Origin of the sequence: Frigoribacterium sp. CFBP 8766, from assembly GCF_014841435.1 — a bacterium.
GTDB lineage: Bacteria > Actinomycetota > Actinomycetes > Actinomycetales > Microbacteriaceae > Frigoribacterium.
In genome coordinates, this window is the sequence record NZ_JACYTX010000002.1 from 326,302 (window position 1) to 350,160 (window position 23,859).

Sequence of the window (23,859 nt, forward strand, 5' to 3'; positions counted from 1 at the left end):
GACGACGCCGGTCGGGCTCAGGCCAGGTTGATCAGGTCCGAGTAGTCCGGGGTCCAGTGGTCCTCGGTGCCCTCGGGCATGATGAGGACGCGCTCGGGGTTCAGCGCCTCGACGGCGCCCTCGTCGTGGCTCACGAGCACGACGGCACCCTCGTAGTTCGCCAGGGCGTCGAGGATCTCGAGGCGGCTGGCAGGGTCGAGGTTGTTCGTGGGCTCGTCGAGCAGCAGCACGTTCGCACCGGAGACGACGATCATCGCCAGCGCGAGGCGGGTCTTCTCGCCGCCGGAGAGCACGCCCGCGGGCTTGGCCGAGTCGTCCCCGGTGAAGAGGAACGAGCCGAGCACCCGCCGCGCCTCCATCTCGGTGATGTTCGGCGAGGACGACACCATGTTCTCGAGCACGCTGCGCTTGACGTCGATGGTCTCGTGCTCCTGCGCGTAGTAGCCCACGCGCAGGCCGTGCCCGGGCTCCAGCTGGCCGGTGTCGGGCTCGTCGACGCTCGCGAGGATGCGCAGCAGGGTCGTCTTGCCGGCGCCGTTCAGGCCGAGGATGACCACCTTCGAGCCACGGTCGATGGCGAGGTCGACGGCGGTGAAGATCTCGAGGGAGCCGTAGCTCTTCGACAGGTTCGAAGCCATGAGGGGCGTCTTGCCGCAGGCGACCGGCGTGGGGAACCGCAGCTTGGCGACGCGGTCGACGGCGCGGACCTCCTCGAGGCCGGAGAGCAGCTTCTCGGCTCGGGCGACCATCTGGTGGGCCGCGGCGGCCTTCGAGGCCTTCGCGCCGAAGCGGGCGGCCTGCTTCTGCAGCGCCGAGGCCTGCTTCTCGGCGTTGCTGCGCTCCTTCTTGCGGCGTTCCTCGTCGGCGGCACGCTGGCGCTGGTAGTTGCGCCAGCCCATGTTGTAGATGTCGATGGCCTGGCGGTTGGCGTCGAGGTAGAAGACGCGGTTGACGACCTCCTCGACCAGCTCGATGTCGTGGCTGATGACGATGACGCCGCCCTGGTAGGTCTTGAGGTACTCGCGCAGCCACACGACGCTGTCGGCGTCGAGGTGGTTGGTCGGCTCGTCGAGGATCATCGTGTCCGCGGCCGAGAACAGGATGCGCGCGAGCTCGATGCGCCGGCGCTGACCGCCCGACAGCGTCGAGAGGGGCTGGTCGAGGATGCGGTCGGGCAGGCTCAGGTTGCTGGCGATGGAGGCGGCCTCGGCCTCGGCGGCGTAGCCCCCGAGCGCGTTGAACTGGTCGTCGAGGTCGCCGTACCGCTTCATGGCCCGCGCCGCCACGTCCGGGTCGGGATCGCCCATCGCGAGGGTCGCCTCCTGGATGCCCAGCAGCAGCTGGCCGAGACCGCGCGCGTCGAGGATCCTCGTGCGGGCGAGGTCTTCGGGGTTGCCGCTGCGAGGGTCCTGCGGCAGGTAGCCGATCTCGCCGTGACGGTCGATCTTGCCGCCCGTCGGGAGGGTCTCGCCGGCGAGCGTCTTGGTCATGGTGGTCTTGCCGGCGCCGTTGCGGCCGACCAGACCGATCTTGTCGCCCTTGTCGACGCGGAAGCTCACGTCGGCCATGAGCAGACGCGCGCCGACGCGGATCTCGAGATCGTGCACGGAAAGCACAGCAGAAGTCCAATCGATTGGGGAGATGTCCACAACAGGGCCCGGCGTGGGGCCGCCTCTAGGATGAGGACGTCGCGTGGAGAGGGGTCGCAGCACTGCGCTGCCGACCAGCCGCTCGGCCGATCAACCTACCCATACTAGGAGACTTGCATGACTGACACCGCCGCATCGATCTCGCGGCCGGTCCTCGCCGACCGGCTGGTGGCCCGCAGCTGGGCCACCGACGTCGCCCTGGTGCTCGGCGGGGTCGCCTTCACGTCGGCCCTCGCGCAGGTGCAGGTGCCCATGTGGCCCGTGCCGATCACCGGTCAGACCCTGGCCGTGATGCTCGTCGGCGCCACGTTGGGGGCCCGACGCGGCGCCCTGTCGATGCTCACGTACCTCGTCCTCGGCGTCGCCGGGCTGCCGATCTTCGCCGAGTTCTCCGGCGGTCCGCTCAGCGTGCTGCGTCCGAGCTTCGGCTTCATCCTCGGCTTCGTCCCGGCCGCGCTCGTCATCGGCTGGCTGTCCCAGCGCGACTGGGACAAGAAGTGGGCCTTGTCCGCTGCCGCGTTCTTCCTCGCCAGCCTCATCCCGTTCGCCACGGGCCTCCCCTACATGGCCGTCGTGCTGAACTCCCTCGGCATCGACGCGTCGCTCGGCAGTGTCCTGGCGCTCGGCGTGTACCCGTTCATCGTGGGCGGAGTCGCGAAGTGGCTCATCGCCGCCTCTGCACTCCCCCTCGCGTGGCGTGTTCTCGGGCGTCTCGGCAAGTAGGAGCGCCCCGCGCTCAGCGTGCGCGCACACGAAGGACGCCCACGGTCATCGACCGGGGGCGTCCTTCGTGTGCGGGGTGGATCAGATCGAGAAGCCGATCGCGCGCATCATGTCGCGGCCGTCGTCGGTGATCCGGTCGGGGCCCCACGGCGGCATCCAGACCCAGTTGATGCGGAAGGCGTCGACCACGCCGTCGAGGGCGTTGGCCGTGTCGGCCTCGATCACGTCGGTCAGCGGGCAGCCGGCCGACGTCAGCGTCATGCTGATGATGAGGGCGTTCTCGTGCTCCTCGTCCATGGCGAGGTCGTAGATGAGGCCGAGGTCGACGATGTTGACCCCGAGCTCGGGGTCGACGACCTCCTTGAGAGCCTCGATCGTGGCGTCGAACTTCTCCGGGGCGAGGGCGACGGCCATGGTCAGCTGCCCGCCGGCGTCGTCCCGGCCGCCGCGGCGGCCGCCGCGGACACGTACCGGTCGTAGCCCTCGTCCTCGAGACGGTCGGCAAGCTCGGGGCCGCCCTGCTCGGCGACGTGGCCGTCGACGAAGACGTGGACGAAGTCGGGCTTGATGTACCGGAGGATCCGCGTGTAGTGCGTGATCATCAGCAGGCCGAGGCCCGTGTTGGCCTTGGCGCGGTTGACGCCCTCGGAGACGATCTTGAGCGCGTCGACGTCGAGACCGGAGTCGGTCTCGTCGAGGACGGCGAACTTCGGCTTCAGCAGCTCGAGCTGCATGATCTCGTGACGCTTCTTCTCGCCGCCCGAGAAGCCCTCGTTGACGTTGCGCTCGGCGAACGAGGCGTCCATCTTGAGGTCGCTCATGTGGGTGCGCAGGTCCTTGATCCAGGTGCGGATCGCGGGAGCCTCACCGTCCAGGGCGGTCTTGGCGGTGCGGAGGAAGTTGGCGACCGTCACGCCGGGGATCTCGACCGGGTACTGCATGGCCAGGAAGAGACCGGCCTTGGCCCGCTCGTCGACCGACATGTCGAGCACCTCGCGACCGTCGAGCAGGATGCTGCCGCCGTCGACGTTGTAGCGGGGGTGCCCGGCGATCGTGTAGGCGAGGGTGGACTTGCCGGAGCCGTTCGGGCCCATGACGGCGTGGATCTCGCCCTCGTTGATGGTGAGGTCGACGCCCTTGAGGATGGGCTTGACGCCCTGGTCGGTGTCGATGCTGACCTTGAGGTCGCGGATCTCGAGAGTGGACATGCGTTCTTTTCCTTACTGTGCGACGTCGGCGGACGACGCGGTGGTGTCGACGTACACGTCACCGTCGACGACGGTGACACGGAAGACCGGGACGGGTTCGTAGGCAGGGAGGGTGAGCGGCTTGCCGGTCGTCAGCTCGAACTTGGAGCCGTGCGCCCAGCACTCGAGCGTGTCGTCCTCGACGAAGCCCTCGGAGAGCGAGATGTCGCCGTGGGTGCAGGTGTCGCCGATCGCGTGGACGTCGCCCGAGCTGTCCTTGACGACGGCGACGGCGACCCCCTCGACGACGACGCGCATCGCCTGGGCCGGCGTGACGTCGTCGACGCCGCAGACCTTGACCCCGGCCATCAGGCGGCGCCGCCTGCCGTCGGGAGGCCCTCACCGGCGGTGAGCTCGACCTCGAGAGCGTCGATGAGACGCTCCTGCAGCTCGGGCTCGCCGATCTTCTGCACGACCTCGCTGAGGAACCCGAGGACGACGAGACGGCGTGCCTCGTGCTCCGAGATGCCCCGGGACTGCAGGTAGAAGAGGTGCTCGTCGTCGAACCGGCCGGTGGCGCTGGCGTGGCCCGCCCCGGCGATGTCGCCCGTCTCGATCTCCAGGTTCGGGATCGAGTCCGCCCGTGTGCCTTCGCTGAGGACGAGGTTGCGGTTCTGCTCGTAGCTGTCCGTCCCGGGCGCCGTGCGCGCGATCAGGACGTCGCCGATCCAGACCGTGCGGGCGCCCACGCCCTGCAGCGCGCCTTTGTAGTTGACGCGGCTGCGGCTGTTCGGGGCGTCGTGGTGCACGTAGACCTGCTGCTCGAGGTGCTGGCCCGCGTCGGCGAAGTAGACGCCGTAGAGCTCGGTGTCCGAGCCCTGCCCGGCCAGGTGGGCCGAGGGGTTCACCCGCACGACCGAGCCGCCGAGCGAGACGACGAAGTGCTTGAGCTGCGCGTCGCGACCGATCGTGGCGAAGTGGCTCGCCAGGTGGATCGCGTCGTCGTCCCACTCCTGCAGGGTGACGACGGTCAGGTGCGCACCGTCGTCGACGACGATCTCGACGTTCTCGACGAGCTGCGCCGAGCCGGTGTTGCGGAGCACGACCATCGAGCGGGTGTTCGCGGTCGCGTGGATGACGGTGTGGCCGGCGCGAGGCTCGCTGTCGAGGCCGCTCCGGCCGATCGTGACCGTGGACGGCTCGTCCCCGGTCAGGGTCACGGCGAGGACCTTCTCGGTCGAGGCCCAGGCGTTCGCCGAGGCCTTGTCCTCCGGCGCACCGGCGCGCCCGACACGGGCGTCGGCGCGGTCGAGCCACTCGACGGCCGCGCCGCCGGTCTCCCGGGCGAGGTACGCGTACGGCGAGCCGTCGAGCGGACCGTCGATGAGCGGACGGAGGCGGTCGACGGGACTGAGCTTCCAGTCGACTTCCCGGCCGGTGACGGCCGCGAAGGCCGCGGGGTCGGTGGAGCGGAAGCGGCCAGAACGGGTCTGGACGGGCACGAGGCCCCATCCGCCGTCGCTGTGCGCCCCTGCGCCGTGCTGGACGCCCTCGGGCGCGGTGTCTGTGGTGGTGGGTGCTGCGGCGGACATCTAGCCGACTGATCCTTCCATGCTCATCTCGATGAGCTTGTTGAGCTCGAGCGCATACTCCATCGGCAGCTCCCGGGCGATCGGCTCGATGAACCCGCGCACGATCATGGCCATTGCCTCGTCCTCCGCCATGCCTCGCGACATGAGGTAGAAGAGCTGTTCCTCGCTGACCCGGGACACCGTCGCCTCGTGGCCTAGCTGCACGTCGTCGACGCGGATGTCGATCGCCGGGTAGGTGTCGGAGCGCGAGATGGTGTCGACCAGCAGCGCGTCGCAGCGCACCGTGTTCGCCGAGTGGTGGGCCGCGTCGTCGACGCGGACCTCGCCGCGGTAGCCGGCTCGGCCGCCGCCCCGGGCGATCGACTTCGAGACGATCGACGACGTCGTGTAGGGCGCCATGTGGATCATCTTCGCGCCGGCGTCCTGGTGCTGGCCGGGGCCGGCGAAGGCGACGGACAGGGTCTCGCCCTTGGCGTGCTCGCCGACCAGGTAGATCGAGGGGTACTTCATCGTCACCTTGGAGCCGATGTTGCCGTCGATCCACTCCATGGTCGCGCCCTCGTGGGCGATGGCGCGCTTGGTCACGAGGTTGTAGACGTTGTTCGACCAGTTCTGGATCGTCGTGTAGCGAACGCGGGCGTTCTTCTTCACGATGATCTCGACGACGGCCGAGTGCAGCGAGTCGCTCTTGTAGATCGGTGCCGTGCAGCCCTCGATGTAGTGGACGTAGCTGCCCTCGTCGGCGATGATCAGCGTCCGCTCGAACTGGCCCATGTTCTCGGTGTTGATGCGGAAGTAGGCCTGCAGCGGGATCTCGACCCGGACGCCCTTCGGCACGTAGACGAACGAGCCGCCCGACCAGACGGCCGTGTTCAGCGCGGCGAACTTGTTGTCGCCGGCCGGGATCACCGTGCCGAAGTACTCCTGGAATATCTCGGGGTGCTCGCGGAGGGCCGTGTCGGTGTCCATGAAGATGACGCCCTGCTCCTCCAGGTCCTCGCGGATCTGGTGGTAGACGACCTCGGACTCGTACTGGGCGGCGACGCCCGCGACGAGGCGGTTCCGCTCGGCCTCGGGGATGCCGAGCTTCTCGTACGTGTTCTTGATGTCGTCGGGGAGTTCCTCCCACGTCGTCGCCTGCTTCTCGGTGGAGCGGACGAAGTACTTGATGTTGTCGAAGTCGATGCCGGAGAGGTCGGCGCCCCAGGTCGGCATGGGCTTCCGCTCGAAGAGCGCCAGGCCCTTGAGCCGGTTCTTGAGCATCCACTCCGGTTCGCTCTTCAGCGCCGAGATGTCGGTGACGACCTCGGGCGACACGCCACGGCGCGCGGACGCGCCTGCTGCGTCGGAGTCGGACCAGCCGAACTCGTACTGCCCCAGGCTCTCGAGCTCTGGTCGGTCGATCAACACGTCTGACATGACTACCTCTTTCTCTGCTGGGCCGAACGTGGGTCGGGTCGTGACCATTCCCCGTCGGATGGGGGCCCAGCTGCTCGCGCTGCGAGACGGACTCCCGGTCGAGCGGCGACGGCTGCCTGCGTGGAGCGGAGGCGGAGCCGGCGTTGCTTAGACTGACGTGAGGTCCGCGTACCGCTTCTGCGGATCCCACGGCCCTCGGGCGTCGTCGTCGACGCTCGTGTCGGGTGTGTCCCTGAACTCATCGATTCTACAGGGCAGAGCGGCGGATGTGACGAAAGGCAGCAACTCGTGAGCAACGCACAGGTGACCCGGCCCGGACCCGTGACGCGCCTCTGGCGGTGGCTGCCGACGACGACCGACCGCCGCGTCCGGTTCATCGCCTGGGCCTCGCTGCTCTGTCAGGTCCTGCTGATCGGCACCGGAGGCGCGGTGCGGCTGACCGGGTCCGGTCTCGGCTGCCCGACGTGGCCTCGCTGCACCGCCGACTCGTTCGTCAGCACGCCCGAGATGGGGATCCACGGGGTGATCGAGTTCGGCAACCGCCTCCTCACCTTCGTCCTCACGGCAGTCGTCGTGCTCGCCTTCCTCTTCGTCCTCCGCATGCGCAAGCAGCGCCGCGAGCTGTTCTGGCTCACCTTCGCCCAGGGCATGAGCATCCCCCTCCAGGCCGTGCTGGGCGGCATCACCGTCCTCACGGGCCTGAACCCGTACATCGTCGGGGCGCACTTCCTCGTCTCGATCGCCCTGGTCGCCTTGTCCACGGTGCTCGTGTGGCGGGTTCTCCGCGGACCTCGCGGTCACCACGCCGCGACTCCCCCCGCCTACGCCCGACTCGTCCACGTGCTGTCCGGCGTCGTGCTGGTCACCGTGGTCGTCGGCGTGCTGACGACCGGCTCCGGCCCACACGCCGGCGACGCGGCCACGCCCCGCAACGGCCTCGACCCGGCCGTCATGGACCACGTGCACAGCTGGCCCGCCTACGCGACCCTCGCGCTGACCCTCGCGGTCGTCGTCTGGACCCTCCGCACCGGTCTCCCGCGCCGGTTCCCCCTCGCCCTCCTCGGTGTCGAGCTCGTCCAGATCGCGGTAGGCATCGCCCAGGCGCGCACGGGACTGCCGCCGCTCCTCGTCGGCTCGCACATGGTGCTGGCGGCGCTCCTGGTGGCGGCGACGACCGCGTTCGTCCTCTCGCTGCGTGAGGACCAGAGCCCGTCCGAGGCTCAGCTGACGGTCGACTCCCCGGAGTCCGTCCGACTCTGAGCGGGCCCGTCCGCGGGAGCACCGAGCCCGACCGATGCGTCCGGCGCGTCCGATGCGTCCGGCGCGTCCGATGCGTCCGGTGCGTCCCGCCGCATGATCACGTCGACGCCGTCGTCCTCGACCGAGACGAAGCCGTGCCGGAGGTACAGGCCCGCCGCGCGGCTGCCCGTCAGCACGTCCAGCAGCACGGGCCGCGACCCGAGCGAGGCGAGCACCTCCCGGAGCAGGCGCGTGCCGATCCCCCGGCCCCGCGCCTCCTCGGCCAGGTAGAAATGGCGCAGCCAGACGTCGTCGCCCTCCGGGTGCACCGCGAGGCAGCCGAGGAGGCGCCCCCCGACCTCGACCACGCGGGTCTCGGTCGGCACGAACTCGCGCTCGAAGCGCGCACGGTTGTACGGCGGACGCCAGACGCCCGCTCGCCTCAGGTCGGGCTCGAGGGCGGCGAGCTTCAGGTCGGCGAGGGCGTCGACGTCGTCGGGTCGCCCCTCACGGACGGTCCAGTCGAGGACGTCCTCGGTGCCGGAGCTCACCGGACGCCTCAGAACGGCAGGAGCGGATCGATGCCGACGGCGATGAAGAGCAGCGTCAGGTAGGTGATGGAGCTGTGGAACACGCGCATGGGACGGACCTCGGCGACGTGCTGGATCGCACGGCTGTACAGGCGGTGCGACTCCCACACGAACCAGGTGCCGCTCGCGAGGGCGACGACCGTGTAGAGCACGCCCATGTGGGCGACGGGGACGAGCAGCAGCGAGCAGGCGACGGTGGCCCACGCGTAGAGGATCACCTGGAGGCCGACGGACGACCGGCCTCGGACGACGGCCAGCATGGGCACCGACGCGGCGGCGTAGTCGTCCCGGTACTTCATCGACAGGGGCCAGTAGTGCGGCGGGGTCCAGAGGAAGATCACCATGAAGAGGATGACCGGAGGCCAGCTGAGGTCGTTCGTGACGGCGGCCCAGCCGATCAGGACGGGCATGCACCCGGCGATGCCGCCCCAGACGATGTTCTGCGGCGTGCGGCGCTTGAGCCACAGCGTGTAGACGACCACGTAGAAGAGGATCGCGCCGAGCGACAGGGCGGCCGAGAGGAGGTTGACCGTGAGGGCCAGCCAGACGATGGAGGCGAGGCCCACGATCCAGGAGAACGCCAGCGCCTCGCGGTCCGTCACCTCGCCGGTGACGAGCGGGCGGCCCTGGGTCCGCTTCATGATGCGGTCGATGTCGCGGTCGATGTAGCAGTTGAAGGCGGAGGCCGAGCCGGCGCTGAGCGCACCGCCGATCAGCGTGGCCGCGACGAGCCACAGGTTCGGCACGCCGCCCTGGGCCAGGAACATGGTCGGTGCCGTGGTGACGAGCAGCAGCTCCATCACGCGGGGCTTCGTGAGCGCGACGTAGGCGCCAGCCTTGCGACGGATGCCCCGAGGTCCGGTGGTGGGGCGGGTGTCGATGGCTGCGGTCATGGGTCCCTCTGACGAGATGTACGGTTCGGCGCGGAGAGTCTAGGCGAACCAGCGAGTCTAGGCGATGACCGGCGACGCTGACGGCGGAACGGCGCGCCTCCTGCGGGCGGAGCGAGCCCTTTCGTCCCTATACTTGCAGGTGCTTGCCAGTCGCACGCCCGCACGGCGACGGAATCCTCGACATCGAACCATCGGCTCCCTGTCGCGCGACCTCCGGTCCGTGCCCGAGCGGCCGCAGCCGACGACGTCTCGGCAGGCGCATGTCAGCGCGGGAGCGAATCGACCCCGCGCAGTTCGCAACAAGAAGGGTCATCTCCAAGTGGCAGATCTGCAGTGGGAATCCATTGACAACAAGGCCGTCGACACGGTCCGCGTCCTCGCGGCCGACTCGGTCGAGAAGGTCGGGAACGGCCACCCGGGGACGGCGATGAGCCTCGCGCCCGCCGCGTACCTCCTCTTCCAGAAGGTCATGCGTCGTGACCCCAGCGACAGCGAGTGGATCGGCCGCGACCGCTTCGTCCTCTCGGTCGGGCACAGCTCGCTGACCCAGTACGTCCAGTTCTACCTCGGCGGCTACGGCCTCGAGCTCGACGACCTCAAGGCGCTGCGCACCTGGGGCTCGAAGACGCCCGGCCACCCCGAGTACGGCCACACCGACGGCGTCGAGATCACCACCGGTCCCCTCGGCCAGGGCCTCGCCTCCGCCGTGGGCATGGCGTACGCCGCCCGCTTCGAGCGCGGCCTGTTCGACCCCGAGGCCGCCGTCGGCACCTCGCCCTTCGACCACTTCGTCTACGTCATCGCCGGCGACGGCGACCTGCAGGAGGGCGTCACCAGCGAGGCGTCCTCGCTCGCCGGTCACCAGCAGCTCGGCAACCTCGTCGTGATCTACGACTCCAACCAGATCTCGATCGAGGACGACACCAACATCGCCTTCACCGAGGACGTCCACGCGCGCTACGAGGCGTACGACTGGCAGGTCCAGGTCGTCGACTGGAAGAAGACGGGCGAGTACGTCGAGGACGTCGCCGCCCTCAACGACGCGATCGAGGCCGCCAAGGCCGAGACGAGCAAGCCCTCGCTGATCATCCTCAAGACGATCATCGGCTGGCCCTCGCCCAAGAAGCAGAACTCCGGCAAGATCCACGGCTCGGCGCTCGGCGCCGAAGAGCTCGCGGGCCTGAAGGAGGTGCTCGGCTTCGACCCCGAGAAGACCTTCGACGTCGACCCCGAGGTCCTCGAGCACACCCGCAAGGCCGTCGAGCGCGGCCAGGCGCAGCACGCCGAGTGGCGCACGTCGTTCGACGAGTGGGCCTCGGCCAACCCCGACAAGAAGACCCTCCTCGACCGCGTCCTCGAGGGCGAGCTGCCCGAGGGCCTCGACGAGGCGTTGCCGGTCTTCCCGACCGACAAGGAGGTCTCGACCCGAGCCGCCTCCGGCAAGGTCATCAACGCCATCGCCGGCGTCGTCCCCGAGTTCTGGGGCGGCTCCGCCGACCTCGCCGAGTCGAACCTCACGACCATCAACGGCGGCGGTTCCTTCGTGCCGGCCGAGTGGTCGACCCACGAGTGGCAGGGCAACCCCTACGGTCGCGTGCTGCACTTCGGCATCCGCGAGCACGCCATGGGCTCGATCATGAACGGCATCGCCCTGCACGGCAACACGCGTGTGTTCGGCGGCACCTTCCTCATCTTCAGCGACTACATGCGCCCCGCCGTGCGTCTCGCCGCCCTGATGAAGTCGCCGGTGACGTACGTCTGGACCCACGACTCGGTCGCGCTCGGCGAGGACGGCCCCACGCACCAGCCGGTCGAGCAGCTCGCCGCCCTCCGCGCGATCCCCGACTTCGCCGTGGTGCGCCCCGCCGACGCCAACGAGACCGCCTGGGCCTGGAAGACCATCCTCGACCGCTTCGACGGCCCGGCCGGCCTGGCGCTCAGCCGCCAGAACCTGCCCGTCTTCGAGCGCGGCGACGGCGACGCCGAGGGCGAGACCTTCGCGTCCGCCAAGAACGTCGCCAAGGGCGCGTACGTCCTCGCCGAGGCTCCCGGCGGCACGCCCGACGTGATCCTGATCGCCACGGGCTCCGAGGTGCAGATCGCCGTCGAGGCCCGTGAGGTCCTGCGCGGCGAGGGCATCAACGCCCGCGTCGTGTCGGCTCCCAGCCTCGAGTGGTTCGACGAGCAGAGCGCCGAGTACAAGGAGGCGGTCCTCCCGGCCGCCGTCAAGGCCCGCGTCTCGATCGAGGCAGGCGTCGCGCTCCCGTGGCGCGGCATCGTCGGCGACGCCGGCCGCAGCATCTCCATCGAGCACTTCGGCGCCTCCGCCGACTACAAGACGCTCTACCGCGAGTTCGGCATCACCACCGAAGCCGCCGTGGCCGCCGTCAAGGACTCGCTGGCCGCTCTCTGAGCGCCGGCAAGAAAGAAGAGAACGACATGACCGACACCAACACCGCACAGCTCTCCGCCGCGGGCGTCAGCATCTGGCTCGACGACCTCTCGCGTGAGCGCATCAACGCCGGCGGCCTCGAGAAGCTGATCGCCGAGCGCAACGTCGTGGGCGTCACCACGAACCCGACCATCTTCGCGTCGGCCCTCGCCAAGGGCGAGGCCTACGACGACCAGGTCGCTCTGCTCGCCAAGACCGGCGTGAGCGTCACCGACGCGGTCTTCGAGATCACGACCGACGACGTCACCCGCGCCTGCGACATCTTCCGCGGCATCTACGACGACACCAAGGGCTTCGACGGCCGCGTGTCGATCGAGGTCGAGCCGGGCCTCGCGCACGACGCGCAGGGCACCATCGACCAGGCCGTCAAGCTCGCCGCCAAGGTGGGTCGTCCCAACGCGCTCATCAAGATCCCCGCGACGGTCGAGGGCCTCGAGGCCATCACCGCCGTCATCGCCAAGGGCATCAGCGTCAACGTCACCCTGATCTTCAGCCTCGAGCGCTACCGCGCCGTCATCAACGCGTACCTCACCGGTCTCGAGCAGGCCAAGGCCGCGGGCATCGACATCAGCGAGATCCACTCCGTCGCGTCGTTCTTCGTGTCGCGCGTCGACAGCGAGATCGACAAGCGTCTCGAGGCCGTCGGCACCGACGAGGCGACGGCCCTCAAGGGCAAGGCGGGCGTCGCGAACGCCCAGCTCGCCTACGAGGCCTACGTCCAGGCCTTCGACACCGAGCGCGCGAAGGGCCTGCTCGCCGCCGGCGCCAACAAGCAGCGTCCCCTCTGGGCCTCGACCGGCGTCAAGGACCCTGCCGTCCTCGACACGACCTACGTGGTCGAGCTCGTCGCCGCCGACGTCGTGAACACGATGCCCGAGAAGACCCTCGAGGCGACCTTCGACCACGGCGAGGTCCGCGGCGACTCGATCAGCGGCTCCTACGCCTCCGCCAACGAGGTCATGGACGCGATCGCGGCCGTGGGCGTCTCGTACGACGAGGTCACCGAGCTGCTCGAGAAGGAGGGCGTGGAGAAGTTCATCGTCTCCTGGAACGAGCTGCTCGACACCGTCACCGCAGCCCTCGAGTCCTCGAAGCCCACCGCCGAGGACGCCAAGTGACCATCACGATCGCCGCGAGCGGCGACGCGGCCACCGCCGTCGAGACCGTCGTGCCCCAGCTGGTCAGCGACCTCGTCGCCTCCGGCATCACGGCGCAGAACCCCACCCTCTGGGGCCCGGACGCCGAGGAGGAGTCAGCCAAGCGTCTCGGCTGGACCGAGGCCGTCGTGGTCTCCACGCCCCTCCTCGACGAGATCGACGCGCTCCGCGAGGAGCTCGCCGCCAAGGGCGTCGACCACGTCGTGCTCGCGGGCATGGGCGGCTCGTCGCTGGCCCCCGAGGTCATCACGCGCACCTACGGCGTCGAGCTGACCGTGCTCGACGCCACGGAGCCCGGCCAGGTCCTGACGGCCCTGCACGACCGCCTCGAGCGGACCGTGCTCGTCGTGTCGTCGAAGTCCGGCTCGACCGTCGAGACCGCCAGCCAGCGCAAGACCTTCGAGAAGGCCTTCCGCGACGCCGGCATCGACCCGGTCGAGCGCATCGTGGTCGTCACCGACCCGGGCTCGCCCCTCGACGGGCAGGCCCGCGAGGCCGGCTACCGCGTCTTCAACGCCGACCCCGCCATCGGCGGCCGCTACTCGGCGCTGTCGGCCTTCGGCCTCGTGCCGTCCGGCCTCGCCGGCGCCGACATCCGCGAGCTGCTCGCCGAGGCGGACGCCGTCACGGTCGAGCTCTCGCAGGACAGCGCGGACAACCCCGGCCTCGTGCTGGGCGCCGTCCTCGCGGGCACCTCGCCCCTGCGCGACAAGATCGCGATCGTCGCCGACGGCACGCACATCATCGGTTTCCCTGACTGGGCCGAGCAGCTGATCGCCGAGTCGACCGGCAAGCAGGGTCGCGGCCTCCTCCCCGTCGTGCTCGGCACGGACGCTCCGGAGATCAGCCTGGGCCTGCACGACGTGCAGGTCGTGCGCCTGGTCGCGAACGCGGCGGAGACCCGTGAGGTCGCTCCGGGCGAGGTCGAGATCTCGGGTTCTCTCGGCGGTCAGGTCATGGTCTGGGAGTACGCCGTCGCGGTCGCCGGGCGCCTGCTCGACATCAACCCGTTCGACCAGCCCGACGTCGAGTCGGCGAAGGTCGCCACGCGGGCGCTGCTCGACGACCGTCCGGCCCCGACTCCCCCGGCGTTCACCGCCGAGGGCGTCGAGGTCCGCGAGGTCGGCGGCGTCGAGCTCGGCGACTCGCTCGAGTCGGCCGTCTCGGCCCTCCTGTCGGCCCTGACCGACGACGGCTACCTGTCGATCCAGGCCTACGCCGACCGCGTGGCCTACCCGCAGCTCGAGGAGCTCCGCGACGTGCTCGCGGCGCGCACGAAGCGTCCCGTCACCTTCGGGTGGGGACCTCGCTTCCTGCACTCCACGGGCCAGTACCACAAGGGCGGGCCCGCCAACGGCGTGTTCCTCCAGATCACCCAGACGGCGTCGACCGACCTCGAGATCCCGGAGAGCCCGTTCACCTTCGGGCAGCTGGTCCAGGCGCAGGCCGCCGGCGACGCGACCGTGCTGGCCGACCACGGTCGTCCCGTGCTCCGGCTGACCGTCGACGACGTGGCGGGCGCCTTGCCCGCTCTGCTCGCCGCAGTCCGCTGAGCGTGAGGGGGCCGGTGTCCGTGAGGACGCCGGCCCCCTTCGCCGTGGTCGGACGACCACGTGCCACGTGACCGTGCCCGAGAGAACGACCCTGAAGGAACCACCACGATGTCACCCGTCGAGATCACGCCGGAGCACAACCCCCTGCGGCTGCCCTCCGATCGACGCCTGAACCGGATCGCCGGCCCGAGCGGCCTCATCATCTTCGGCGTCACCGGCGACCTGTCGCGCAAGAAGCTCATGCCGGCCGTGTACGACCTCGCCCACCGCGGCCTCCTGCCCCCCGGCTTCGCGCTCGTCGGCTTCGCCCGCCGCGAGTTCGAGGGCCAGGACTTCGAGCAGGTCGTCTACGAGGCCGTCAAGCAGCACGCCCGCACCCCCTTCGACGAGGACGTCTGGCGTCAGCTGAAGGAGGGCTTCCGCTTCGTGCAGGGCACGTTCGACGACGCCGACTCGTTCACGCGCCTCAAGGACACGATCGAGGAGCTCGACCGGGAGCGCGGCACGATGGGCAACCACGCCTTCTACCTCTCGATCCCGCCCAAGGCCTTCCCGATGGTCACCGAGCAGCTGCGCAGCAGCGGCCTGGCCGAGGAGAAGGACGGCGCGTGGCGCCGCGTGGTGATCGAGAAGCCGTTCGGCAGCGACCTCACGACCGCCCGCGAGCTGAACGCCGTGGTCGAGAGCGTCTTCGAGCCCGACTCGGTCTTCCGCATCGACCACTACCTGGGCAAGGAGACGGTCCAGAACCTCCTGACCCTCCGGTTCGCCAACCAGATGTACGAGCCCCTCTGGAACTCGAACTACGTCGACCACGTCCAGATCACGATGGCCGAGGACATCGGGGTCGGCGGCCGGGCCGGCTACTACGACGGCATCGGTGCCGCTCGCGACGTCATCCAGAACCACCTCCTCCAGCTCCTCGCCCTCACGGCCATGGAGGAGCCGGTCACGTTCGCCGCGTCTCACCTCCGTGCCGAGAAGGAGAAGGTCCTCTCCGCGGTCCGGATCCCCGAGGACATCGCCGCCGGGACCGCCCGTGGCCAGTACTCGGGAGGCTGGCAGGGCGGCGAGAAGGTCCTCGGGTTCCTCGACGAGGAGGGGATGAACCCCGAGAGCGTCACCGAGACCTTCGCCGCCGTGAAGCTCGAGATCGCGACGCGGCGCTGGGCCGGCGTGCCCTTCTACCTCCGGGCCGGCAAGCGCCTGGGGCGTCGCGTGACCGAGATCGCCGTGGTCTTCAAGCAGGTGCCCGAGAACATCTTCGGAACGCAGACCTCGCTGGGCCAGAACGCCCTCGTGATCCGCGTGCAGCCCGACGAGGGCGTCACCCTGCGCTTCGGCTCGAAGGTCCCCGGGATCGGCACCCAGGTGCGCGACGTCACGATGGACTTCGGCTACGGCCACGCCTTCACCGAGGCCAGCCCCGAGGCCTACGAGCGCCTCATCCTCGACGTCCTGCTGGGCGACCCGCCCCTGTTCCCCCGACACGAGGAGGTCGAGCTCTCCTGGAAGATCCTCGACCCGATCGAGGAGTTCTGGGCGACTCAGGGCCAGCCCGAGCAGTACCGCCCCGGAACGTGGGGCCCCCAGTCCGCCGATGAACTCATGGCCCGTGACGGCCGCACCTGGAGACGCCCGTGATCGTCGATCTGCCCGCCAGCACCATCAGCCGAGTGCAGAAGACGCTCGTCACCATCCGCGAGGAGGGCGGCGTCGTCGCGCTCGGGCGCGTGCTCACCCTCATCATCTCGACGAGCCACGGCGAGGAGGAGGAGGCCATCGAGGCCGCCAACGACGCCTCCCGTGAGCACCCCATGCGCGTCATCGTCGTGTCGACCGCTCCGGGCGGCGACGACGAGGAGCCCCGGCTCGACGCCCAGATCCGGGTCGGCGGGGACGCGGGCGCGAGCGAGGTCATCCTCCTGCGCGCCTACGGCGACACCGCGAGCGACGAGGAGGGGCTGGTCACCGGTCTCCTGCTGCCCGACGCCCCCGTCGTCGTCTGGTGGCCCGGTCGCGCTCCCGAGGTCGTCGCGGAGTCGCCTCTCGGACGCATCGCCCAGCGCCGCATCACCGACGCGGCCAGCCAGCCGAACCCGCGTCAGAGCATCGTCGACCTCGCCGAGACCTACCAGCCCGGCGACACGGACTTCGCCTGGACGCGCCTCACTCTCTGGCGCACCCAGCTCGCGGCCGTCCTCGACCAGCCGCCCTACGAGCCCGTGACCGAGGTCCGGGTCGACGGTGCCCCCGACTCCCCGTCGACGCTGCTGCTTGCCGCGTGGCTTCGGCTGCAGCTGCAGGTGCCTGTGGTGAACGAGCTGACCCGCGGCAACGGCTCCAGCGGCATCCACGGGGTCCGGCTCGTGCGCGCCTCCGGCGCCATCGTCCTCGAGCGCGCCGTCGTCGACGTGGCGACGCTGACGCAGCCCGACCAGCCCACCCACGACCTCTCGCTGCCACGCCGGTCGCTGCGCGACTGCCTCGCGGAGGAACTCCGTAGACTCGACCCCGACGACCTCTTCGGGGACGTCGTGAAGCAGGGGGTCCGCCAGCTGGCGGAGCCCGTCGAGAGCAACTAGGACAGACTGACACAGTGAGCAACGAACGCCGGGTGCTGGTTCACCCCGACAAGGAATCGCTGGGCGCCTCAGTCGCCGCGCGCTTCATCACCAAGATCATCGACGTCCTGGAGGAGCAGAACTACGCCTCCGTCGTCGTCAGCGGCGGGTCGGTGAGCACGGTCGTGCTCGCGGCCATCAACGCCTCCCCCGCGCGGGACAGCGTCGACTGGTCCAAGGTCTCGTTCTGGTGGGCCGACGAGCGCTGGGTCGAGAGCGGCCACGACGACCGCAACGACCGGCAGGCCGAGATCGACCTGCTCGGGCACATCGGGGTCGAGCCGCAGAACGTGCACCGCTTCGGCGCCGTAGGCGAGTTCGGCGATGTCGAGGCCGCCGCGGTCGCGTACCGGGCCGAGCTCCTCGAGCACGCCCAGGGCGACGACGAGGCGCCTCGCTTCGACATCACGCTCCTCGGCGTGGGCCCCGACGGCCACGTCGCGTCCCTCTTCCCGGACGCGCCCCAGGTGCGCATGAGCGGACCGACCGTGCTGACGGTGGACGACTCCCCCAAGCCGCCGCCGGTCCGGCTCACGTTGAGCCTGCCCGTCATCAACAACTCGCAGCGGGTGTGGATGATCCTCGCCGGCGCGGAGAAGGCGTCGTCGCTGGGCCTCGCCCTCGCCGGTGCCGGTGCCGACCAGGTCCCCGTGGCCGGCGTCAAGGGCCGGAAGCGCACGGTGTTCTTCGTGGACAGCGACGCCGCGTCAGAGGTCCCCGAGAACCTGATCGCCTCGACGTACTGATCCACGGGCCCGGTCCGGCGACGGACCGGGCCTCGACACGAGAGAAGCCCCGCAGCCGAGCTGCGGGGCTTCTCTTGCGGGCGACCGGTGGCGACCGGACGCGGGGGCCGGGCTAGGCCTTGCCCCGGCGGACGCGCAGCTGCTGCAGCGCCTCCTCCAGGAGCTGGGCAGCCTCCTCCTCGGACCGTCGCTCCTTGACGTACGCGAGGTGCGTCTTGTAGGGCTCGAGCTTCGCGACGGTCGGCGGGTCGGCCTTGTCGCGTCCGGCGGGGAGGCCGCTGGACGGGGAGTCGACCGTCTCGGGGATCTCTTCGTCAGGCACGTTCGCGGCGAAGTGGCGGACGACCTCGTTGCCCAGGGCGTCCCAGTACGAGATCGTCACGCGCTCGGCGTGGTACCCGCGGTCCTGCTCGCCCATGGGGCCGGCGCCGACGCGCGAACCACGGATGGCGCTGCCTCCGGAGGCCATCAGCTGACCGCCGAGAACTTCGTGATGAGGCCGAGGACCACGATGCACGTGATCCAGACGAGCCCGAGGAACACGGTGATGCGGTTCAGGTTGCGCTCGGCGACCCCGGATGCACCGAGGTTGCTCGTGACACCGCCGCCGAACATGTCGGACAGACCGCCGCCGCGACCGCGGTGCAGCAAGATGAGGAGGGTCAGCAGGAGGCTCGTGATGCCGAGCAGCACCTGCAGGATGACCTGCAGAATTTCCAAGGGGGACCTTTCGATGCGGTGAGACCGTTGACGAGTATAACTGCCGCACGCGGCGACGGGTCCCTCACCCGCGGGCGGGAGAGGGACCCGTCTGTCGGTCGGCGTCAGACGCCGACGTGGGACTCGAAGCGCACGATGCGGGCGAACTCGTCCACGTCGAGGCTCGCACCGCCGACGAGCGCACCGTCGACGTTCGGCTCGCGCAGGAACGACGCGATGTTCGTCGACTTGACCGATCCGCCGTAGAGGATGCGGGTCGCCGCGGCGCGGTCGGCCCCGACGAGCTCGACGAGGGCCTGACGGAGGGCTGCGCAGACCTGCTCGGCCTGGTCGGCGGTCGCCGCCTTGCCCGAGCCGATCGCCCAGACGGGCTCGTAGGCGACCACGATCTCGGCCGTGTCGGGGACCTCGGCCAGGGAGGCGCGGAGCTGGGCTACCGGGACGGCGCTCGGCCCGTGCGTCTCGAGGTCGTCCGCGGTCTCGCCGACGCAGATCACGGGGACGAGCCCGTTGCGGTGCGCGGCCGCGACCTTCGTCGCGACGACGGTGTCGTCCTCGGCGTGCAGGGTGCGGCGCTCGGAGTGGCCCACGAGGACGTAGTGCACGTCGAGCTTCGCCAGGGAGGCGCCGGAGACCTCGCCCGTGTACGCACCGCTGTCGTGCGCCGACAGGTCCTGTGCGCCGAGGACGAGCGAGAGGCCGTCCGCGTCGAGCAGGGTCTGCACGCTGCGCAGGTCGGTGAAGGGCGGGAAGACGGCGGCCTCGACGGAGGAGGGGTCGTGCTTCGCGTCCTTCAGGCTCCAGGCCAGCTTCTGCACGAAGGCGATGGCCTGCAGGTGGTCGAGGTTCATCTTCCAGTTGCCGGCGATGAGGGGCGTGCGCGTGGTCACCATCCGAGGACCTCCAGTCCGGGGAGTCGTTTGCCCTCGAGGAACTCGAGGCTGGCTCCACCACCGGTGGAGATGTGGCCGAACTGGTCGTCGTCGAAGCCGAGGGCACGGACGGCCGCGGCCGAGTCCCCTCCCCCGACGACGCCCAGGCCGTCGACGCGCGTGAGCGCCTCGGCGACCGTCTTCGTGCCGTGGGCGAAGGCGTCGAACTCGAACACGCCCATGGGCCCGTTCCAGAACACGGTCTTCGAGGCGGCGACGATCTCGGCGAAGCGGGTCGCCGTGTCCGGTCCGATGTCGAGGCCGATCGCCCCGTCCCCGAGCTCGGAGGTCTCGATGCCGTCCGCGGGGACGACCGCGTGCTCGGCGTCGGCCGAGAAGGCCGAGGCGACGACGACGTCGGTGGGCAGGACGATCTGCACGCCGCGCTCCTCGGCGTCGGCGAGGTAGCCCCTCACCCGGTCGAGCTGGTCCTTCTCGAGGAGGCTGCCGCCCACGGCGTGGCCCTGTGCGGCGAGGAACGTGAAGAGCATGCCGCCGCCGACCAGGATCGAGTCGACCCGGGGCAGCAGGTGCTCGATGACGCCGAGCTTGTCGGACACCTTCGAGCCGCCGAGCACCACCGTGTAGGGGCGCTCGGGCGTCTCGGTGAGCTTCTCCAGGACGGAGAGCTCGGTCTCGATGAGCGTGCCGGCCGCGCTCGGGAGGAGCTGCGGCAGCTCGTAGACGCTGGCCTGCTCGCGGTGCACGACGCCGAAGCCGTCCGAGACGAACAGGTCGCCGTGCGCCGCGAGCTGCTCAGCGAAGGCGCGACGCTCGTCGGCGTCCTTCGAGGTCTCCGCCGGGCTGAACCGGAGGTTCTCGAGGACGACCACCTGGCCGTCGGCCAGGCCGGCCACCGCCTCCTCGGCCTCGCTGCCGACGGTGGAGGGAACGAACGAGACGTCGGCGTCGAGCAGCTCGCCGAGGCGGGCCGCCACGGGGCGCAGGCTGAACTCGTCGACGGGCTGGCCGTCGGGGCGGCCGAGGTGCGAGATGACGACGACGCGGGCGCCGTCGGCCACGAGCGCCTGCAGGGTGCCGACGGAGGCGCGGACGCGGCCGTCGTCGGTGATGGCGCCGTCCTTCAGCGGGACGTTCAGGTCGCAGCGCACGATCACGCGCTTTCCCGACGTCGAGCCGAGCGACTCGAGGGTTCGGAGGGTCATGGAACTCGATTCTGTGGAGGGGGTCGGTGGAGAGACGAGAAGGCGGCCAGGCCGAGGGCCTGACCGCCTCCCGGGTCGATCGTGGTGCGGACGCCTACAGGCGGTCGGCGACGTACTTCGTCAGGTCGACGAGGCGGTTGGAGTAGCCCCACTCGTTGTCGTACCAGGACGTGATCTTGACCATGTTGCCGATGACCTTCGTGAGGCCCGAGTCGTAGATCGAGGAGTGCGGGTCGGTCGTGATGTCGGACGAGACCAGCGGGTCCTCCGAGTAGAGCAGGATGCCCTTGAGGTCGCCCTCGGCCGCGGCCTTGTAGGCCGCGTTGATCTGCTCGACCGTGACGGGGGTGCTGGTCTGCAGCGTGACGTCGGTGATCGAGCCGGTCGGCACCGGGACGCGGAGCGCGTAGCCGTCGAGCTTGCCCGACAGCTCGGGGATGACGAGGCCGATGGCCTTGGCCGCACCGGTCGAGGTGGGGACGATGTTGATCGCGGCGGCGCGGGCACGACGCGGGTCCTTGTGGGGGCCGTCCTGCAGGTTCTGGTCGGCCGTGTAGGCGTGCACCGTCGTCATGAGGCCGCGCTCGACGCCGAAGTTGTCGAGGAAGACCTTCATCAGGGGCGCGAGGCTGTTCGTGGTGCACGACGCGTTCGAGATGATGTGGTGGTTGGCGGGGTCGTAGATGCCCTCGTTGACGCCGAGGACGATCGTCGCGTCGTCGCCGGTGGCGGGCGCCGAGATCAGGACCTTCTTCGCGCCGGCGTCGATGTGCTTCTGCGCGTCCTCCGCCTTCGTGAAGAAGCCGGTCGACTCGACGACGATGTCGACGCCCAGCTCGCCCCAGGGCAGGTTGGCGGGGTCGCGCTCGGCGAGGACCTTGATCGGCTTGCCGTCGACGACGATCGAGTCGCCGTCGAGCTCGACCGTGGCGTCGAGACGGCCCGTGATGGAGTCGAACTTGAGCAGGTGCGCGAGGGCGGCGTTGTCGGTCAGGTCGTTGACGGCGACGATCTCGATGTCGGTGCCCTTGGCGAGCGCCGCGCGGAAGTAGTTGCGGCCGATGCGACCGAAGCCGTTGATGCCGATCTTGACGGTCAAGGGAACTCCTGTTGATCAGGCGTCGCGGGGACGCGTGGAGGGGGCGGGCGACCAGGCCCGTGGCTCACGATCCGGCCGGGGCGACCGGGCTTCGCGTCCGTCTACGACAGTACCAGTCGACCGCCTCCGTGACTCCGGGAGCGCGGCCCGCGTCGGAGGCGTCAGTCGAGGTCGAGGTCGGACGGCAGGCTGGCCTCGGTGCCGGGCAGGCCGAGGTCGGACGCCTTCTTGTCGGCCATGGCCAGGAGGCGGCGGATCCGCCCGGCCACGGCGTCCTTCGTCATGGGCGGGTCGGCGTGGTGGCCGAGCTCGTCGAGGCTCGCGTCCCGGTGCGCCAGGCGGAGGTCGCCGGCGTACTTGAGGTGGTCGGGGATGTCCTCGCCGAGCAGCTCCATGGCACGCTCGACCCGGGCGCAGGCGGCGACGGCGGCCTGCGCGCTGCGTCGCAGGTTCGCGTCGTCGAAGTTCACGAGCCGGTTGGCCGTGGCCCGGACCTCACGGCGCTGGCGCATCTCCTCCCACTCGCTGACGCTCTTGAGGGCGCCCATGACCGTGAGCATCGCGCTGATCGCCTCGCCCTCACGGACCAGCACCCGGTGGACGCCGCGGACCTCACGGGCCTTGGCCGCGATGCCGAGCCGCCCGGCCGCGCCGACGAGCGCCATGGCCGACTCGTTGCCGGGGCAGACGACCTCGAGCGAGGCGGACCGGCCGGGGTCGGTCAACGAGCCCTGGGCCAGGAAGGCACCGCGCCAGATAGCCGCCAGGTCGTCGCGGGACCCGGTCGTGAGACGGTTCGGCAGCCCGCGGACCGGACGACGGCGGGCGTCCATCAGACCCGTCTGGCGGGCCAGGGTCTCGCCGGCCTCGTGGACGCGCACGAGGTACTGGGCGGTGCGTCGCGTCCCCGACGCGGACACGACGGACACGTCGCTGCGTGCACCGTAGAGCTCCGCGAGGTCCTTGCGGACACGGCGGGCGATGACCGGGCTGTCGAGCTCGGCCTCGACGGCGATGCGGCCCGAGATGACGTGCAGCCCGCCGGCGAACCGCAGGATGGTCGCGACCTCGGCGGCCCGGACCGTCGTCCTGCTCACCTCGACGCGGGCGAGTTCTTCTTTGACGTCGGCGGTCTGTGCCACTGGTCGTTCCTCTTTCATCAGTCGTTGTCGGGCGTGCGGGGCACGGCCCCGCGCAGCCGGAGGGCGCGCCCGTGCGACCGCCGGGTCACTCCCGGCCCAGGTCGCGGTGCTTCACGGCGACGGCCACCCCGGGGAGCCCGCGCAGATGCGCCGCCAGCTCGCCGACCAGGGTGACGGATCGGTGCTTCCCGCCCGTGCAGCCGATGGCGATCGTAGCGTGTCTCTTGTTCTCGCGCTGGTAGCCGGCGAGCACGGGCTCGCAGGCGGCGCCGAAGGCCCGGACGAAGTCGCGGGCCCCGCTCTGGGCCATCACGTAGCTCGTCACGGGCTCGTCCAGGCCGGTCTGCGAGCGGAGCTCGGGGACCCAGAACGGGTTCGGCAGGAACCGGGCGTCGCCCACCATGTCGGCGTCCGCGGGCAGCCCGTACTTGAAGCCGAAGCTCAGCACCGTGACCTGCACCCCGGCGCGCTCGGACTCGGCGAACTTCTCGGTGATGGTGGTCGCGAGCTGGTGGATGTTGAGCTCGGAGGTGTCGATGATGACGTCGCTCGTCTCGCGCAGCTCCTCCATCCGCGAGCGCTCGGCGACGATGCCGTCGAGCAGCGTGCCGTCCCCCTGGAGCGGGTGGGGCCGACGGACCTGCTCGAACCGGCGCACGAGGGCGGCGTCGGTGGCGTCGAGGAACAGGACGCGGACCTTGCTCGGCATGCTCTCACGGAGCGTGCGCACCGCCTCCTGCGCCTCGGAGAAGAGGCGACCGCCTCGGACGTCGACCACCGCGGCGATCTTCGGCAGCGAGTCGCCGGCGCGCTCGGCGAGGTCGAGGAGGGGCCGCAGCATCTGGGCGGGCAGGTTGTCGACCACGTACCAGCCCAGGTCCTCGAGGGCGTTGCCGACCGTCGACCGGCCGGCACCGGACATCCCGGTGACGATCATGACCTCTTGCTGCTCGTGTGCGTCGCTCATGGTGGCGGG

General features: G+C 70.2%; 23 protein-coding genes. 8 read left to right on the forward strand and 15 right to left on the reverse strand.

The window, feature by feature from the left end; translation table 11 throughout:
- Positions 1 to 17: 17 nt before the first annotated feature.
- Positions 18 to 1,616 carry an ABC-F family ATP-binding cassette domain-containing protein gene (locus IFT90_RS07405; protein ID WP_123545786.1) on the reverse strand — a complete coding sequence of 533 codons (1,599 nt, stop codon included), beginning with the start codon at positions 1,614 to 1,616 and terminating at the stop codon, positions 18 to 20.
- A 150-nt stretch (positions 1,617 to 1,766) separates the two neighbouring features.
- Between IFT90_RS07405 and IFT90_RS07410 the strand changes: the two genes are divergently transcribed.
- Positions 1,767 to 2,372, forward strand: a complete 606-nt coding sequence (locus IFT90_RS07410; RefSeq protein WP_192041661.1) for a biotin transporter BioY — start codon at positions 1,767 to 1,769, stop codon at positions 2,370 to 2,372.
- An 81-nt stretch (positions 2,373 to 2,453) separates the two neighbouring features.
- Here the strand turns inward: IFT90_RS07410 and IFT90_RS07415 are convergent, their stop codons facing one another.
- Genes IFT90_RS07415 through sufB form a run of 5 tightly spaced genes read right to left on the reverse strand, consistent with a single transcriptional unit; the run spans position 2,454 to position 6,570 of the window.
- Positions 2,454 to 2,786, reverse strand: coding sequence for a metal-sulfur cluster assembly factor (locus IFT90_RS07415; protein WP_146900878.1), 333 nt, complete (start codon positions 2,784 to 2,786; stop codon positions 2,454 to 2,456).
- 2 nt (positions 2,787 to 2,788) lie between these two features.
- Entirely contained in the window at positions 2,789 to 3,580 is a 792-nt protein-coding gene (gene sufC / locus IFT90_RS07420) for a Fe-S cluster assembly ATPase SufC (protein ID WP_192041662.1), read from the reverse strand.
- 12 nt (positions 3,581 to 3,592) lie between these two features.
- Positions 3,593 to 3,928, reverse strand: coding sequence for a non-heme iron oxygenase ferredoxin subunit (locus tag IFT90_RS07425; protein ID WP_192041663.1), 336 nt, complete (start codon positions 3,926 to 3,928; stop codon positions 3,593 to 3,595).
- Positions 3,928 to 5,151, reverse strand: coding sequence for a Fe-S cluster assembly protein SufD (sufD, locus tag IFT90_RS07430; protein ID WP_192041664.1), 1,224 nt, complete (start codon positions 5,149 to 5,151; stop codon positions 3,928 to 3,930). The genes IFT90_RS07425 and sufD overlap by 1 nt, the downstream gene beginning before the upstream one ends.
- Positions 5,152 to 6,570 (reverse strand): Fe-S cluster assembly protein SufB, encoded by a 1,419-nt coding sequence (sufB, locus tag IFT90_RS07435; RefSeq protein WP_146900868.1) that lies wholly within the window; start codon positions 6,568 to 6,570, stop codon positions 5,152 to 5,154.
- A gap of 288 nt (positions 6,571 to 6,858) precedes the next feature.
- Between sufB and IFT90_RS07440 the strand changes: the two genes are divergently transcribed.
- Positions 6,859 to 7,830: a heme A synthase gene (locus IFT90_RS07440; protein ID WP_371812180.1), complete on the forward strand. Its 972-nt coding sequence runs from the start codon at positions 6,859 to 6,861 to the stop codon at positions 7,828 to 7,830.
- Here the strand turns inward: IFT90_RS07440 and IFT90_RS07445 are convergent.
- Together IFT90_RS07445 and IFT90_RS07450 are read right to left on the reverse strand one after the other, a co-directional pair.
- Positions 7,791 to 8,360 carry a GNAT family N-acetyltransferase gene (locus IFT90_RS07445; RefSeq protein WP_192041665.1) on the reverse strand — a complete coding sequence of 190 codons (570 nt, stop codon included), beginning with the start codon at positions 8,358 to 8,360 and terminating at the stop codon, positions 7,791 to 7,793. The two genes, IFT90_RS07440 and IFT90_RS07445, sit on opposite strands and share 40 nt — an antisense overlap.
- A gap of 8 nt (positions 8,361 to 8,368) precedes the next feature.
- Complete coding sequence (locus tag IFT90_RS07450; protein ID WP_146900862.1) at positions 8,369 to 9,292, reverse strand: heme o synthase; 924 nt, start codon at positions 9,290 to 9,292, stop codon at positions 8,369 to 8,371.
- Positions 9,293 to 9,611: 319 nt separating this feature from the next.
- Here IFT90_RS07450 and tkt point away from each other — a divergent pair, with 319 nt between their 5' ends.
- The 6 genes from tkt (at position 9,612) to pgl (ending at position 17,824) form a co-directional block, all read left to right on the forward strand.
- Positions 9,612 to 11,705: a transketolase gene (gene tkt, locus IFT90_RS07455; protein WP_192041666.1), complete on the forward strand. Its 2,094-nt coding sequence runs from the start codon at positions 9,612 to 9,614 to the stop codon at positions 11,703 to 11,705.
- A gap of 26 nt (positions 11,706 to 11,731) precedes the next feature.
- Positions 11,732 to 12,862, forward strand: a complete 1,131-nt coding sequence (gene tal / locus IFT90_RS07460) for a transaldolase (RefSeq protein WP_192041667.1) — start codon at positions 11,732 to 11,734, stop codon at positions 12,860 to 12,862.
- A complete protein-coding gene (locus IFT90_RS07465; protein ID WP_192041668.1) occupies positions 12,859 to 14,454 on the forward strand; it encodes a glucose-6-phosphate isomerase in 1,596 nt (531 codons plus the stop codon). The genes tal and IFT90_RS07465 overlap by 4 nt, the downstream gene beginning before the upstream one ends.
- A 108-nt stretch (positions 14,455 to 14,562) precedes the next feature.
- Positions 14,563 to 16,098, forward strand: coding sequence for a glucose-6-phosphate dehydrogenase (gene zwf / locus IFT90_RS07470; RefSeq protein WP_192041669.1), 1,536 nt, complete (start codon positions 14,563 to 14,565; stop codon positions 16,096 to 16,098).
- Entirely contained in the window at positions 16,095 to 17,039 is a 945-nt protein-coding gene (locus tag IFT90_RS07475; protein ID WP_192041670.1) for a glucose-6-phosphate dehydrogenase assembly protein OpcA, read from the forward strand. The genes zwf and IFT90_RS07475 overlap by 4 nt, the downstream gene beginning before the upstream one ends.
- 14 nt (positions 17,040 to 17,053) lie before the next feature.
- Positions 17,054 to 17,824, forward strand: a complete 771-nt coding sequence (gene pgl / locus IFT90_RS07480) for a 6-phosphogluconolactonase (protein WP_192041671.1) — start codon at positions 17,054 to 17,056, stop codon at positions 17,822 to 17,824.
- A 112-nt stretch (positions 17,825 to 17,936) separates the two neighbouring features.
- Here the strand turns inward: pgl and IFT90_RS07485 are convergent, their stop codons facing one another.
- The 7 genes from IFT90_RS07485 to rapZ form a co-directional block, all read right to left on the reverse strand.
- Complete coding sequence (locus IFT90_RS07485) at positions 17,937 to 18,293, reverse strand: RNA polymerase-binding protein RbpA (RefSeq protein ID WP_192041672.1); 357 nt, start codon at positions 18,291 to 18,293, stop codon at positions 17,937 to 17,939.
- Positions 18,293 to 18,544 carry a preprotein translocase subunit SecG gene (secG, locus tag IFT90_RS07490; protein ID WP_056054823.1) on the reverse strand — a complete coding sequence of 84 codons (252 nt, stop codon included), beginning with the start codon at positions 18,542 to 18,544 and terminating at the stop codon, positions 18,293 to 18,295. The genes IFT90_RS07485 and secG overlap by 1 nt, the downstream gene beginning before the upstream one ends.
- 104 nt (positions 18,545 to 18,648) lie before the next feature.
- Positions 18,649 to 19,437 (reverse strand): triose-phosphate isomerase, encoded by a 789-nt coding sequence (gene tpiA / locus IFT90_RS07495; RefSeq protein ID WP_192041673.1) that lies wholly within the window; start codon positions 19,435 to 19,437, stop codon positions 18,649 to 18,651.
- Positions 19,431 to 20,642 carry a phosphoglycerate kinase gene (gene pgk, locus IFT90_RS07500; RefSeq protein WP_192041674.1) on the reverse strand — a complete coding sequence of 404 codons (1,212 nt, stop codon included), beginning with the start codon at positions 20,640 to 20,642 and terminating at the stop codon, positions 19,431 to 19,433. Before pgk ends, tpiA begins: the two co-directional genes overlap by 7 nt.
- A 94-nt stretch (positions 20,643 to 20,736) precedes the next feature.
- A complete protein-coding gene (gene gap / locus IFT90_RS07505) occupies positions 20,737 to 21,741 on the reverse strand; it encodes a type I glyceraldehyde-3-phosphate dehydrogenase (protein ID WP_123545822.1) in 1,005 nt (334 codons plus the stop codon).
- A 161-nt stretch (positions 21,742 to 21,902) separates the two neighbouring features.
- Positions 21,903 to 22,883 (reverse strand): DNA-binding protein WhiA, encoded by a 981-nt coding sequence (whiA, locus tag IFT90_RS07510; RefSeq protein ID WP_123545824.1) that lies wholly within the window; start codon positions 22,881 to 22,883, stop codon positions 21,903 to 21,905.
- Positions 22,884 to 22,968: 85 nt separating this feature from the next.
- Complete coding sequence (rapZ, locus tag IFT90_RS07515; RefSeq protein ID WP_123545826.1) at positions 22,969 to 23,850, reverse strand: RNase adapter RapZ; 882 nt, start codon at positions 23,848 to 23,850, stop codon at positions 22,969 to 22,971.
- Positions 23,851 to 23,859 lie beyond the last annotated feature (9 nt).